The following is a 13,567-nucleotide window of genomic DNA, read 5'->3' as shown; positions in this document are numbered from 1 at the left end:
GCGGAGCGCACCCGCGAAGCACCCCGTTAGGGGTGCCGAAGGTGGCGCCGCTGGTGGATCAAAGCGAGGTAGACAAGGCGATTGAGCGCTTTGGTGGGGGGTGAAGCAGCGATACCATAGACGCTGCATAACTCGACGGCCTAGAATACAACCCCACATCCGCTGTTAATTTGGAACTTCTGTGACTGTCACAACGCCCACGCCTACCATGACATCAACGTTGCCCGCGTTGGAACAGCCTTACCTAGACCTGATGCGCACCGTGCTGGAGCAGGGCGTTGATCGCGGCGACCGCACCGGTACGGGGACGCGCTCGGTGTTTGGGCATCAAATGCGCTTTGATTTGTCCCGCGGCTTTCCACTGCTGACGACCAAAAAGCTACATTTGCGCTCCATCATCCACGAGCTTTTATGGTTTCTGAAAGGGGATACCAACATTGGGTATCTCAAAGAGAACGGCGTGCGTATTTGGGACGAATGGGCCGATGAGCACGGCAACCTGGGGCCTGTGTATGGCTACCAGTGGCGTAGCTGGCCAAACCCCAAGGGCGGCAGTGTAGATCAAATCGCCAATGTCCTCGAACAGATCCGCACGAACCCCCAGTCGCGTCGTTTGATCGTATCGGCATGGAACCCTGGTCAAGTCGATGAGATGAAGCTGCCGCCTTGTCACTGTCTGTTTCAGTTCTACGTCGCCAACGGGCGACTCTCCTGCCAGCTTTACCAGCGCAGTGCCGATATTTTTCTGGGCGTGCCGTTCAATATCGCCAGTTACGCGTTGCTGCTTAGCATGGTGGCCCAGGTCACGGGCTTACAGCCGGGGGAATTCGTTCACACGCTAGGAGACGCGCACCTGTACAGCAATCATTTGGAACAGGCGAACGAGCAGCTTGAGCGCACACCCATGCCACCGCCCAGGCTCGTGCTCAATCCAGAGGTCACGAACCTATTCGACTTCACCTTCGATGATATTCAGATCGAAGATTACGCGTCCCATCCGCATATCAAAGCAAAGGTAGCCGTATGAGTCAGCAAGCCACCGCCTATGAACCGCTGGTGCCCGTTGCGATGATCGTCGCCATGGCCAAGAATCGCGTCATTGGCGTCGATGGCAAGCTACCCTGGTACTTGCCTGAAGATTTGAAATTCTTCAAACGCATGACCCAGGCCAAGCCGCTGGTCATGGGGCGTAAAACCTTCGCCTCCATTGGCAAGCCGCTGCCCAATCGTCTCAATATCGTCGTGACTCGGGATGCCCAGTTTAGTGCAGAAGGCACACGCGTATGCCATGAGCTACCGGCGGCGTTAGCGCTGGCCGATCAGCAGGCGACGATCGAAGCGGCAGAAGAAATCATGGTCATGGGCGGCGGCGAGATTTACCGTCAAGCCTTACCGTTTGCCCAACGTCTCTACATCACGGAAGTCGATATAGAGGTGGAAGGCGATGCGCACTTCCCCGCGTTCTCGACGGAAGAGTGGCAAGAAGTTCAGCGAGTCGCCGGGCAGCCCGCAGAAGGGCAGCCAAATTATGACTTCGTCGTGTACGAGCGTGTCAGCGACTGATTTGGGTCAAAGGAGGGGGTTATGGCCGCCAGCGTACTGCATCTACTAGAAACGTTAGAAACACGGCTCGAACAAAACAAGGCCGAACTCATTGCGCTGCGCGAAGAGAATCAGCAGTTGAAACAGCAGCTAGCCGCGCTATCGACTCGCGCCTCAGGGGAGCCTACGGCATCGCCCGCTGAACACGAGACCGATGTCGCGGCGGGAGAAGAAGTGCCGAACGAAGTACCCGAGCACGTGCCAGCGGCGGTCAGGGAGCCAGCAACGCCAGATGCGCCAGATGCGCCAGAAGCCGTCACGCAACCCTCGCCGCAAGCGTTATTGAAGCAGTGGTATCAGCGTTACCCACATGCCTTCTTCAAAGGGCACACCAAACCCTTGAAAGTGGGGATTCACCAGGATTTGGCCGAGCGCGAGCCTTGGCCGAGTAAATTGATCCGTCGGGCGCTGGCCAACTACGTCAATTTGCCGCGTTATATCAAATCCATGCGTGAAGGAGCAGAGCGTGTCGATTTAGATGGCCAGCCTGCAGGCAAGGTAGACAAAGAAGCCGCGAAACATGCCAATGAGCGGCGACAAGAAACGCCCACGAAAAACCGAGCGGAACGTCCGGCACCACCCACGAAAAGTCGCACGAATAAAACGCAGCCAGCCGCGAGTAACTCATCGTCAAACGATGAAAAGCTCCCCGCGAGAACGCCCGTTCCAGAAAAAACTGAACAGAAAAAACCGCTTACCATGGAAGAGAAGCTCAAAGGCCTGCAGCAAAAATTCGAAGGGCGCTGAGACCTGAGTCCTTGGGCGGGGTTCCATAAAAAAACACAAATCGTAAAAAAACACTGTTTTTTTCTATTGCGTTCCCTGGAATCCCGGTATAGAGTTTGACCTGCGAGCATTGGACTATAACAAGGCTTTGTTGAGGACATGTCGCATACCTCCGGGAAAAACCGGCGGATGAGAAAAAGAGCATGGCCCGCAAGCCACTTACTGGCTTCTTCGAAGGCCAGTAATAACGATCGAAACAGTAAGCTAGTTAAGGAACCTACATCATGAAAAAGACACTTTTAGCGACTGCTATTGTTGGTGCCCTGGGCGCCTCCGCTGCAGCACAAGCAGCTACCGTTTATGACCAAGACGGCACCAAACTGGACGTCTATGGCCGTATCGCCATGGGTATCGCCGGTGGCGGCGCAGAGTACAACTCTGACGGCCAGAAAATCGACAACAGCGAAGAGTTCGTAGACGTTTACTCTCGTCTGGGTCTGCGCATGAGCCAGGAAGTGACTTCCGACCTGACCGCTTTCGGTCGTGTCGAGTGGCGCTTCACCGGTGACGAGCGCACTGGCCCGAGCGGTAACGGCAACTCTGGCTTCAACGAAGTTCGTCAGAGCTACATCGGTCTGCAAAGCAACCAGTATGGTACTATCCAGGCCGGTAACTTCGACAGCTTCTACAACCAGTTCGTATCTCTGCCGTTCGACGTCTACATCGATCGTGGCCTAGAGTTCGTTGGTCACCCGAAACAGTCCCGCGGCGACTCTATCGGTTACTACACGCCTGACCTGCAAGGCTTCACTGCGTTCCTGCAGCTGAAACACTACAGCGAGCGTGGCGAGCTTGAGCCGGTTCGTGAAGAAGGCAACGTAGTGGCACCGCAAGGTGGTGTTCGTTACCAGCAAGGTCCGATCACTGTAGGTCTGGGCTTCGTTGAAGACGTCGTACGTGGCGGCGGTAACGGCGAGATGCTGGGTGGTGTAGTAGGTTCTTACGCTGTAAACGATCAGTTCTCTGTTCGTCTGGGCTACGAAGGTCGTGAGCACAGCGATGAAGGTTTCGGTAACGGCTACGACATCGTTGGTCTGGGTGGTACTTACGCCACTGGCCCTTGGGCATTCACTGCTGACGTATACGACGTAAGCGAAGACGGTGCTGATGCAGACGACCGTACTGCATGGGCCCTGGGTACTTACTACAAAGTCTCCAGCAACTTCGACGTGTTCCTGGAGCTGAACCAGCGTGACCAGCAGTCCATCGACGTCACCATCGGTGGCAGCGAAGGTCCTGTTAACGTTGAGCGCGCTGACGGCGACGACATTTACTACCTGACAGGCGCTCGTTACCACTTCTAAGCCTGGGTCAAACCAAGCTTGATGTTGTAACCCCTGTAGTAGTTAATGAACCGGCCCCTTTGAGGGCCGGTTTTTTTGTAGCGATAGAAAGGTCAGGTATCTCCTTCACTCGGGATTCATATTGAGATAACTTCTCATTACTGGGCTTAATTGTTACAATATAACGTTGCTTTAGTTTGTGTGAGCAATACAAAGCACCAAACGTCACAATTAACCGCAAGGGAAACCGATGAAACGGTCTGTTAAAGCAGTAGTGGTAACGGCAGTCGCAATGGCGCTAGGGGGAGTGGGCACAAGCGTCAATGCAGCGACGCTCTATGATGAGGAGGGCACGCAGTTCGATATCTACGGGCGTCTCGCCATGGGCGTGGCTGGCGGAGGACCAGGCGTCGATTCGGCAGGCCAAAAAGTCAGTGACAGCGCAGAGTTCGTCGACGTGTACTCCCGGCTCGGTTTTCGATTGAGCCAACGAATAAGCAACGATGTCAGCGCCTTTGGGCGTTTGGAGTGGCGCTTCACGGGTGACGAGCGCAATACCGAGCAAGGCTTTAATGAGATTCGTCAAAGCTATCTTGGGCTAAAAAGCGAGCGCTATGGAACAGTGCAGGCCGGTAACTTTGATAGCCTTTACTACCAGTTTGTCTCTGCGCCGTTCGATGTTTACCTGGACCGAGGGTTGGAGTTCAGTTCTACAGGCTTACAGTCGCGTGGCGACGCCATCGGTTATTACACGCCAACACTCAATGGCTTCACCACCTTTTTGCAGGTCAAGCATTACAGTGAGCGGGGTTTGACCGATGCCGAGCAGCGCCGTGAAGGGAGTGTGTGCTAGCCGCCCAAGGCGGAGTTCACTATCAGCATGGCCCGCTGAGGGTAGGGGTGGGCGCCGTTGAAGATGTGGTTCGTGGTGGTGGTAACGGTGAGATGCTTTACGGTGTGATGGGGAGCTACCAAGCCACGGATAGCATAAGCGCAAGGTTAGGTGCCGAATGGCAGGGGCAGAACACCCAATATGGCGGCGGCTATGAAACGGTGGGGCTAGGCACGACGTATGTGACGGGGCCGTGGGCATTCACGGCCGATTACTACCGTATCAACCGAGACGACCAGGGCAACAGCAACGCCTGGGCAGCGGGTAGCTATTACAAGCTATCCAGTGCCTTCGACGTCTTTGTCGAGCTGGCAGATAGCGACACACCAGGGCTTGCTCAGCGTGGTGGCTTGAAAGACGCGTATTGGCTTACCGGGGCCCGTTACCATTTTTAATGCAAACATGCGTTCTCGATGTCGGTAATGATGTCGATAAGAACGAACCAAGCGCCTCCATGCATAACATGGAGGCGTTTTTTATACATCGATATGAGGTTTTTCATCTGGCTAGCCTTGCGCTGTTGAACCAGAATCAAACGGCACCGCTGCTGAGTTCGGCATAGCATTACAGCGCTGCCGATAAACGGTATGATAGCCAGCGTTTATCGCTGCCAGCCGATGTTGAAAAGACCGTGTCCGGCTGTGTTCATTAACGAACTAGGTGAGCTGATAGGGAAAGTATGAACGTAACCGTGTTTGGAACAGGCTATGTAGGGCTGGTGCAAGGAGCCGTTCTTGCGGACGTGGGTCACAACGTCGTTTGCGTGGATGTCGATGCCGAGAAAGTAGCGCGTCTTGAACAGGGCATCATTCCTATCTATGAGCCAGGGCTCGAAGCGCTCGTCAAAGAGAACTATACAGCGGGCAGGCTGACCTTCACGACCCAGGCGGAGAAAGGCGTCAAGCACGGAGAGGTGCAGTTCATCGCCGTTGGCACCCCCCCAGACGAGGATGGCAGTGCCGATTTGCAATACGTGTTGAAGGTGGCCGAAACCATCGCGACGCATATCGAAACACCAGTGGTCATCGTCAATAAATCCACGGTACCCGTCGGCACAGCCGATAAAGTCACTGCCGTGGTGGAGCAGGTATTGGCCAACCGATCAGCGAACCTATCGTTCGATGTGGTCTCCAACCCCGAATTCCTGAAAGAGGGTAGCGCGGTAGCCGATTGCAAAAAGCCTGACCGCATCATTATCGGCACCACTAACGCTGCCACCATCGATATCATGCGTGAGCTCTACGCGCCGTTTAACCGTAATCATGACAAAATCATCACCATGGACGTGCGCAGTGCCGAGCTGACGAAGTACGCAGCGAACTGCATGTTGGCGACGAAAATCAGCTTCATGAACGAAATGGCGAATCTCGCCGAGCGTTTGAATGCCGACATTGAAATGGTTCGTCAAGGTATCGGGAGCGATCCTCGCATTGGTTACCATTTTATTTATCCGGGCGCAGGCTATGGCGGCTCCTGCTTTCCAAAAGACGTGCAAGCGCTAATACGGACAGCCGAGGGCATTGATTTCGATGCCAAAGTGCTCAAAGCGGTCGAAGAGCGTAACCAGCTTCAAAAAAACACCCTATTCGAAAAAATATATCGTCACTTCGGCGGCGCGCTAGAGGGAAAAGTCATTGCGCTATGGGGGCTTGCCTTCAAGCCAAATACCGATGACATGCGTGAAGCGCCCAGCCGTGTCGTGATGGAGTCTCTATGGCAAGCGGGTGCCAAAGTCCAAGCGTACGACCCGGAGGCAATGGAAGAAGCCCAGCGAATTTATGGCCACCGTGATGACCTGACCTTATGTGGCACGAAAGAAGGTGCACTGAAAGGCGCCGACGCCTTAGTGATCGTCACAGACTGGCAATCTTTTAAAGCGCCAGATTTTAATTTAATCAAAGCAACGCTGTCTCAACCGGTGATTGTTGACGGTCGTAACTTGTTCGACCCGAAGCGCATGGTGAAAAAAGGAATTACGTACTACGGCGTTGGGCGATAAATAATAATAGCAAAATAAATACATTTAATTAGGGAGAGGGGTTGAATGCAGCCAGGGACATAACCGCATGGCGGTAAATGGAGGGCTATAATGAAAGAAAACTATGGAATGGAAACTAGAAAAAGCCAGAAGCAAATACCAGAGGATATGACGCTGGTTAGCTTTGTTACGCTTCTACTAAAACAGTGGAAGGTCATGCTGGCCTGCGTCACGTGTGTCATGCTGCTGACGCTGGCGGCGCTTTGGCTGAAACCCGTCAAATATGGCTTTGCCACCATGTACGCGGTGGCCTCCTATGAAACCCTGGAGGGCGAAAGGGAAGGTCTCGAAACGCCAGAAGAGGTCATCGCAAAACTTGAAAACGTCTTCATCGAACAGCAGCGCAGGCAGCTATTGGAAGACGAAAGTGTGGAAGGAATACCGTTCGACATCGACGTGACGAATCCGAGAAATACGCTGCTGCTGCGTATCATGAGCGAATCCCAGGCGGTGCATCAGCCAATGATCGAGCGGTTCCACGAGGGGATAGTCACGTCTATCCAGCAAGACCAAGAGCAGCTAGTGGAGCGATTGACGGCAGGGCTGAATGCACAGCAGGAGGCGTACTCCCAGGCGCTTGAGGCAGCGCAAGCGTCCAACAGCGACAACGCCCGCGAATTGGAAGCCTCGTTTTTCGAGAAAATGCTGCAGCTCGAACGTCGTATCGAGAGTATCAACCCTGGCGACGCCACCCAGCTTGCCGTACAAAGCCTCGAACCGGTGGGTATAGGTAGCTCCTTTATTTTAGCGTTCGGTGTATTGGTGGCACTGCTATTGGCTCCTTTAGCCGCCGTATTTAGCGTATTCGTCAAACAAGTGGCGGCTGCTTATCGGCGTGCCCAGTAATGAGAGGGCGTTAACGCACTCATTGCCCGCCGGAGCCAGTGATGGATATGAAACTAAAACGGTGTGTCGACTTGCTGCTGCTGTGTTTTCTCATGGTATGGCCCGTCGTCGATACGCTAAACGGCTATCTCTACTATCAGGACATGGCATGGCCGAGTATTTCTGCCCCCTATAAAACGCTAGGGTTCGTGGCGCTATTGGGCGTGCTAATGATCTACCACGTAAAGCAGTTTTTATACGCGCTGATTTGTGCCGCGCTGATGGCCCTATGTGTGTTCTATCAGTCGGTAAGCTACGGGCAGGCCGTCGAAAGCATTACCTGGGCCGTCAGGGGACTGCTGACGTTAGTGCTCCTGTTTTATTTGATGGGCGAGGCAAAACAAGCCACCAGTTTTTGGAGCCTGAAAAAACTGGCAGGCTTGATGTTCCTGTACTTCTTCGTCATGTCGGTGAACGTCACGCTGGGCGTACTGGGGGTCGGAGAGTCTCAATACGCGGGGGGTATTGGCGGTAAAGGCTTCATCATCGCAGGCAATGAAATGAGCTATTTGATGCTCGCATCGGCCAGTATCGTGCTCTTTCGCTTGGCCGAAACGCGGGGTGCTGCGTGTCTTGCGTTCGTGTTTAGCGTATTCCTGCTGTTTTTTCTAATGAAAGCCACCAAGGTCGCCATGCTGGGCATCTGTCTGGTGTTCGTATTTGCATTGATACACAACGGTTACTTTAAAGTAAGTCGTCTCCCCACGGTGTACCTAATCGCGTTAGTGGGCGGAGCAGCCGTCGTGGTGTTCGGGTACCCCTTCATACAGTCGACAGGGCTTTGGGATCGAATGCTTTTCCTCTACACGCTACACGGCGGCTTTTGGGGGGCGTTATTGAGTGGGCGGCTCTCGTTCTTGGGTGAGGCCATCGAATTGATCGTCGTGCCATTTGGATTCTGGGATGTGCTGTTCGGCGTGGGCGTCGACCATCTCTTGGCCGTTCGTGGCTCGCTCGTAGAGATAGATGTGGTCGATGTATTCATTACCTTTGGCGTGATGGGCGGGGTGCTGTTCTACTTGCCATGGCTGTTAGGAGCGGTATGGTCCGTACAGCTACTCAAACAGCAGCCAAGATATGGCATTAGCTTTGGGCTACTCATCATCACCATCATCGGCGTCAGCCTCACAGCGGGCCACGTGGTGAACTCAGGTATTGCCTCTAGCGCGACAGCGCTATTGATCGGCTACCTCTATCGACTCAAAACAAGGTTGCCGACCTTCAAGGAGGAAGCGTGAACATTTTATTGGTAGGCTCGTTTGGTGGCCATTTCATACAACTCAAGCGCCTATACGGACAGCTTGTCCAAGAGATCGAACCCAATAGCGTCGAGTTCAGCTTTGCCAGTACGGAACCAGGCCTAACGGTCGATGGCAGACGCGCCCATTGTTGCCCGAACATTCACAGAGGGAGCGGTATCAAAGCGCTACTCTCGGCGCTGCGCCAGTCCTATGGCGTGTTGAAAGCGGCCAAGCCCGATGTCGTGGTATCCACCGGCGCACTGCCAGGCTTACTGCTCTGTTTTCTCGCCAAAATGAGTGGCAAGAAAGCCATCTGGGTGGATAGCATGGCCAATTACCAGCAGCTCTCATTTTCCGGCAAGCTGGCGCGCTACTTCTGTGACGTATGCTTGACCCAGTGGGAACATCTGGCAGCCAGCGACAAACGGGTGAGCTACTGGGGGAAAGTTTTATGATCTTCATCACCGTTGGCACTCAGCTCCCTTTCGATCGCTTGCTGAACAACGTGGCCGATTGGCGTGAACGAAGCGGCTACTCAGGCGACATCGTTGCGCAAGTTGGCGAAGAGAGTCACTTTGCTCACCCCGATATGCAGATCGTCAAAACGCTATCGAGTGACGAGTATTACCACTGGTTTTGCCAAGCGCAGGGTATCGTTTCTCACGCCGGGATGGGCAGCATTTTGTCCTGTCTGGAACACGGTAAGCGCGGTGTGTTCATGCCCCGTCAATACGCGCTGGGCGAACACCGCAACGACCACCAGCGGGATACCGCGCGAGCGTTTACGGGCCAATACCCATCGCTGGCCTTCTGCGACGACGCCCCAGCGCTCTTCAACGCCCTCGATGCGTTGCTCAGCGCACCAACGGATGCCGAGCCGCTCGAACAAACTCCACAAAACAACACGCTAGGACGGCGTATCGCCGAACACCTTGGTGTGAAAGGGCGCGCCTCATGACCCGCCTGTTGCTATGGACGAATCTCTACCCCACCAAAGCGGCCCCGCACTATGGCACCTTCGTCAAAGCGACCGAGCAGGCTTGGCGGCAAACATTGGGCAGCGATAACGTAGCGTTGGTGGCCATTCGAGAAAAGCCCACCAGCAAGCTCAGTAAAATCACGCTATACGCCGATTTGCTAACGCGCTGCGCGCTGTCGCTACGCAACAAGCCAATCGGTACGCTGCTCGAGGTGCATTATCCCGTCTACTTTCTACCGCTGCTTTACTTGGTGGCGTTGATTAAACCCAAGCACTTTTATCTCGTATTGCGTTTTCACGGAACGGATCTTACGCAAATTGCCAGCTCTAGGCTGTTTCGCCGCCTGTTTGATCGTTTGAAAGATAGCGTAGACCTCTGCGTCGCACCCTCTGAGCACTTTCGCCACGAAATCAACACCCGTTTGAACGTGCCACTGTCGCGTATCATCAAAGTCTACCCCGATAGCGTGGGAGAACACTTTGCAGCACCAGCGCGAGCCCACGGTACAACGCCTAATGATGCCTTCATCGTGGGTTGTGTATCCCGCCTGGAGTCGGGTAAGAACTGTCGAACGTTACTAGAAGCGTTTGCCAAGCTATCGATGCCTAACAAACGGTTGGTGCTGGTGGGCGATGGCACCCAGCGAGCCGCCCTGGAAAAAATGGCGCAGCAGCTCGGCGTGGCGGACATCACCACTTTCAAAGGTGCCATGCCCAGGGAGCAGTTGCCAAAGGTGTTGGCCGACTTTTCCGTTTTCGTATTTCCCTCGACGAGAGAGAGCTTTGGTTTGGTGGCTGTCGAGGCGCTCGCCTGTGGTGTTCCCGTCATTGCCAACGCCCAGCTACACGCCGCCAAGGAGTACCTGCAAGAGGGCAAGAACGGCTATTTTTATGAAGGAGGCGTGGACGAGCTGGTCGCGGCCATCGAGACCTTTCATGCCCAGCCCGAAGCGGTGCGGGCAGCATTGAGTGAGCATGCCCAAAGCGTGCGTCATCGGTTTAGCGATCAGCGGGTCTTCACCCAGGGCGTGAACGATATTTTGAATCAGCAGAAAAGCGAATGAACATGTCGATGAATGGACTCGAAACGGGTGGCTGCAATGGGTAAGCCAAAAACCATGACTTTTTCAGAGCGTTTTCCGCCCCAGGTGGTTTTTCCCTTTTTTGACGTGCTCGCCATTTTTGCAGGCGGATGGTTAGCGCACTGGCTGAGATTTGGGTCGCTCCACCTGCACGAACGGTACGTGCTGGCCTTGATCTGTATTGGCCTTCTGGTGTTGGTAATCAACAGTATGTCCGGCAGCTACCGTCGCTGGCGGATAACGCCCGTCGGGCAGATGCTAGGCAAATTGCTGCTGGTGTGGATAGCGGTAGGCATTACCGCCGCGTCGCTCATTTACTTTTCTCACTCCGCCAGCCGCTACTCCCGGCTCTGGATTGGCTTCACGCTGGTCATCTCGTTTTCGGTGGCGGGTGGGGCGCGTTTGCTAGTGCAGCTTGCCTTGCAGCACGTTCGGCTAAGAGGTGGCGCGCGGCGTCCGGTGTTTTTGATCGGGCCGGCCAGTAACGTATTGAGTGTGGCGGAAGGCATTCGTAGTGCCGCTTGGGAAGGGCACACCATTGCCGGGGTAGAGCGAATCAAAGGGCAGGTCAACGACGAGTGTATCAAGCGCATCGTGCGGCGTATTAGCCGCTCGAATGCCCGCGAGGTATGGATTTGCGTGCCGTTCGAGATGGGCCAAATCGTGCGGTCGCTGTTTTTTGCCCTGCGCAACCACACGGCAGAAGTGCGCTTCATTCCGGCGTTCGAAGATATGCACCTGCTCAATCATCGCATGAGTGAAGTGGCAGGGCATTACGCGATCGATTTGAGCGTATCGCCCATGAGCGGCATGTCGCGCTTCGTGAAACGCAGTGAAGACATCATTATCGGTTCGCTCATCTCGATCATGATCCTGCCGGTATGCTTGGGCATAGCGCTGGCCATCAAGCTCACCTCACCAGGGCCGGTTCTGTTCAAGCAGCACCGGGAGGGCTCAAACGGGCGTCGCTTCAAAGTCTATAAGTTTCGCTCGATGCACGTTCACCAAGAAGAGGCCGGTAAAGTGACCCAAGCCAAAAAGAACGATAGCCGCATCACGCCCATTGGTGCCTTTTTAAGGCGCACGTCGCTGGATGAACTGCCGCAATTTTACAACGTGCTACAAGGAAGAATGTCCATCGTGGGGCCACGCCCGCACGCACTGGCCCATAACGAGCAGTACAAAGAGCTGGTGGAGTCTTACATGCGCCGCCACAAAGTGAAGCCGGGCATTACCGGCTGGGCGCAGGTCAATGGTTTGCGAGGCGAGACCGATACCGTGCAAAAAATGCAGCGGCGGGTCGAGTTCGACCTGTGGTATATCGACAACTGGTCGCTTTGGCTGGATTTGAAGATCATCGTGCTCACCGTTTTCAAAGGGTTCATCAACAAAAACGCCTATTAGTCGCCCAACAGAGCATTAGTGGGGTGTGGTAACATGGCACTTTTCAGGCACTTGCCTGACTAACGTGCTTCTTCGTTGCCAGGACCGGTATTTCAATGACGTTCCCTCCCCACGCTACTACCCGTAGCACCAGCGAGCTTCCTCATCAGTTGACGGGTGTGGCGGTTTTCTTGCTCACGGCGGTGAGCCTGGCCATCCCCAGTGGTTACTCCATCGGTGCCGTCATACTACTCTTCGCTGGTATGGGGCTGATCCTCACTCGTCGCGTTCCCGTATTGAGCAAGCAAGACGGCTGGGTCATTGCGGCGCTGGTGGCGTACGCGTTGGTGTGCATGCTGGAAGCCTGGTGGGATGGCCAAGGCAGCCGAGGGTTCGATAAGCCAAGCCGCTTCATTTTGGCCATTCCTGCCTTGTTGTGGGTACTGCGCTATCCGCCCAAGCTCGTCTATGTATGGGGCGGCATAGCGCTGGGCGCCATCAGCGCAGGCACTTGGGGCGGCTGGCAAAAATTAGTCGAAGGTGTGGGGCGTGCCCAGGGCCACACGCACGTGATTCAGTTTGGCAATCTCAGCATGTTGCTAGGCGTTTTATGCATGGCCGGGTTTGGGTGGGCCGTGGTGCAGCGCCATCGTGGCGTGTGGGTAGCCCTGCTGCTAGCAGGCGCGGCAGGCGGTGTACTGGGTTCACTGTTCTCGGGCAGCCGTGGCGGGTGGGTAGGCTTTCCTATCGTACTGTTAGTGCTCTACCGGGCCTACGGAACACAGCTCTCTACGTCATGGAAGGTAGCGGCCATGTCTGCCGTCTTGGTAGGCGGGTTAACGGTGTATGCCGTACCGCAGATGGGGGTGCAAGCGCGTGTACACCAAGCCTTTAACGATGTGGCGCTGTACGTTTCCGGTGAAAACCGCTCCACCTCGGTAGGCTCGCGGTTCGAGATGTGGCGCGGTGCTACCTTGCTCATTCAAGAAAAACCTCTCATGGGTTGGGGCAGCAACGGCTATGCCGATGCGATGGCCGACTTTGGTGAGGCAGGCGTGATCAGCGCCGAAGCCGCCCGATACGGGCACGCCCATAACGAGTTTATCGACGCGTTTGCCAAGCGAGGATTGCTGGGCTTAGTCGCGCTGCTGGCGCTCTATCTTGTGCCCATGCGCCTGTTTGCTCGGCACTTACAAGCCAGCCACCTAACCACGCGGGCCGTGGCTACCGCCGGGGTGCTGCTCCCCGTCACGTTCATGGATTTTGGACTAACGCAGGTCTTCATGGAGCACAACAGTGGCGTCATGATGTACGCCTTTATGCTTGCGGTGCTATGGGGTATCTACTCTCAGCGTATTAAAGAAGACTAACGAATTGTTTTAACGATATAAAAAAA

At 54.9% G+C, this 13,567-nt stretch carries 14 protein-coding genes; all 14 read left to right on the top strand.

All coding sequences use genetic code 11. The features are described 5' to 3' along the window. Nucleotides 1-208: 208 nt before the first annotated feature. Nucleotides 209-1,027: a thymidylate synthase gene (locus tag GYM47_RS11565; protein WP_139527006.1), complete on the top strand. Its 819-nt coding sequence runs from the start codon at nucleotides 209-211 to the stop codon at nucleotides 1,025-1,027. Next, nucleotides 1,024-1,563 carry a dihydrofolate reductase gene (locus GYM47_RS11560; protein WP_054641804.1) on the top strand — a complete coding sequence of 180 codons (540 nt, stop codon included), beginning with the start codon at nucleotides 1,024-1,026 and terminating at the stop codon, nucleotides 1,561-1,563. Before GYM47_RS11565 ends, GYM47_RS11560 begins: the two co-directional genes overlap by 4 nt. Before the next feature lie 21 nt (nucleotides 1,564-1,584). After that, nucleotides 1,585-2,349, top strand: a complete 765-nt coding sequence (locus GYM47_RS11555) for a ProQ/FINO family protein (RefSeq protein WP_153842756.1) — start codon at nucleotides 1,585-1,587, stop codon at nucleotides 2,347-2,349. A 263-nt stretch (nucleotides 2,350-2,612) separates the two neighbouring features. After that, the gene (locus tag GYM47_RS11550) at nucleotides 2,613-3,692 is read left to right on the top strand and encodes a porin (RefSeq protein WP_153842757.1); all 1,080 of its coding nucleotides are present in this window, start codon (nucleotides 2,613-2,615) and stop codon (nucleotides 3,690-3,692) included. A gap of 229 nt (nucleotides 3,693-3,921) precedes the next feature. After that, nucleotides 3,922-4,524 (top strand): porin, encoded by a 603-nt coding sequence (locus GYM47_RS18520; RefSeq protein ID WP_331250793.1) that lies wholly within the window; start codon nucleotides 3,922-3,924, stop codon nucleotides 4,522-4,524. Next, the gene (locus GYM47_RS18515; RefSeq protein ID WP_331250794.1) at nucleotides 4,518-4,958 is read left to right on the top strand and encodes a porin; all 441 of its coding nucleotides are present in this window, start codon (nucleotides 4,518-4,520) and stop codon (nucleotides 4,956-4,958) included. Before GYM47_RS18520 ends, GYM47_RS18515 begins: the two co-directional genes overlap by 7 nt. Before the next feature lie 284 nt (nucleotides 4,959-5,242). Then, nucleotides 5,243-6,562 carry a UDP-glucose dehydrogenase family protein gene (locus tag GYM47_RS11540; RefSeq protein ID WP_153842758.1) on the top strand — a complete coding sequence of 440 codons (1,320 nt, stop codon included), beginning with the start codon at nucleotides 5,243-5,245 and terminating at the stop codon, nucleotides 6,560-6,562. 108 nt (nucleotides 6,563-6,670) lie between these two features. Further along, nucleotides 6,671-7,447 carry a lipopolysaccharide biosynthesis protein gene (locus GYM47_RS11535; RefSeq protein ID WP_231125572.1) on the top strand — a complete coding sequence of 259 codons (777 nt, stop codon included), beginning with the start codon at nucleotides 6,671-6,673 and terminating at the stop codon, nucleotides 7,445-7,447. A 41-nt stretch (nucleotides 7,448-7,488) separates the two neighbouring features. Continuing rightward, nucleotides 7,489-8,724, top strand: a complete 1,236-nt coding sequence (locus GYM47_RS11530; RefSeq protein WP_153842759.1) for an O-antigen ligase family protein — start codon at nucleotides 7,489-7,491, stop codon at nucleotides 8,722-8,724. Further along, entirely contained in the window at nucleotides 8,721-9,182 is a 462-nt protein-coding gene (locus tag GYM47_RS11525) for a glycosyltransferase family protein (RefSeq protein WP_139527011.1), read from the top strand. The genes GYM47_RS11530 and GYM47_RS11525 overlap by 4 nt, the downstream gene beginning before the upstream one ends. After that, nucleotides 9,179-9,685 (top strand): glycosyltransferase, encoded by a 507-nt coding sequence (locus GYM47_RS11520; protein WP_153842760.1) that lies wholly within the window; start codon nucleotides 9,179-9,181, stop codon nucleotides 9,683-9,685. The genes GYM47_RS11525 and GYM47_RS11520 overlap by 4 nt, the downstream gene beginning before the upstream one ends. After that, complete coding sequence (locus tag GYM47_RS11515) at nucleotides 9,682-10,770, top strand: glycosyltransferase family 4 protein (protein ID WP_153842761.1); 1,089 nt, start codon at nucleotides 9,682-9,684, stop codon at nucleotides 10,768-10,770. The genes GYM47_RS11520 and GYM47_RS11515 overlap by 4 nt, the downstream gene beginning before the upstream one ends. A 54-nt stretch (nucleotides 10,771-10,824) precedes the next feature. Continuing rightward, nucleotides 10,825-12,192 (top strand): undecaprenyl-phosphate glucose phosphotransferase, encoded by a 1,368-nt coding sequence (locus GYM47_RS11510; protein ID WP_168444456.1) that lies wholly within the window; start codon nucleotides 10,825-10,827, stop codon nucleotides 12,190-12,192. Nucleotides 12,193-12,287: 95 nt separating this feature from the next. Then, nucleotides 12,288-13,541 carry an O-antigen ligase family protein gene (locus GYM47_RS11505; protein WP_153842763.1) on the top strand — a complete coding sequence of 418 codons (1,254 nt, stop codon included), beginning with the start codon at nucleotides 12,288-12,290 and terminating at the stop codon, nucleotides 13,539-13,541. Nucleotides 13,542-13,567: the final 26 nt, after the last annotated feature.

This window comes from Vreelandella piezotolerans, from assembly GCF_012427705.1.
Lineage (GTDB): Bacteria > Pseudomonadota > Gammaproteobacteria > Pseudomonadales > Halomonadaceae > Vreelandella > Vreelandella piezotolerans.
This window is presented reverse-complemented; position numbering and strand designations above follow the sequence as displayed.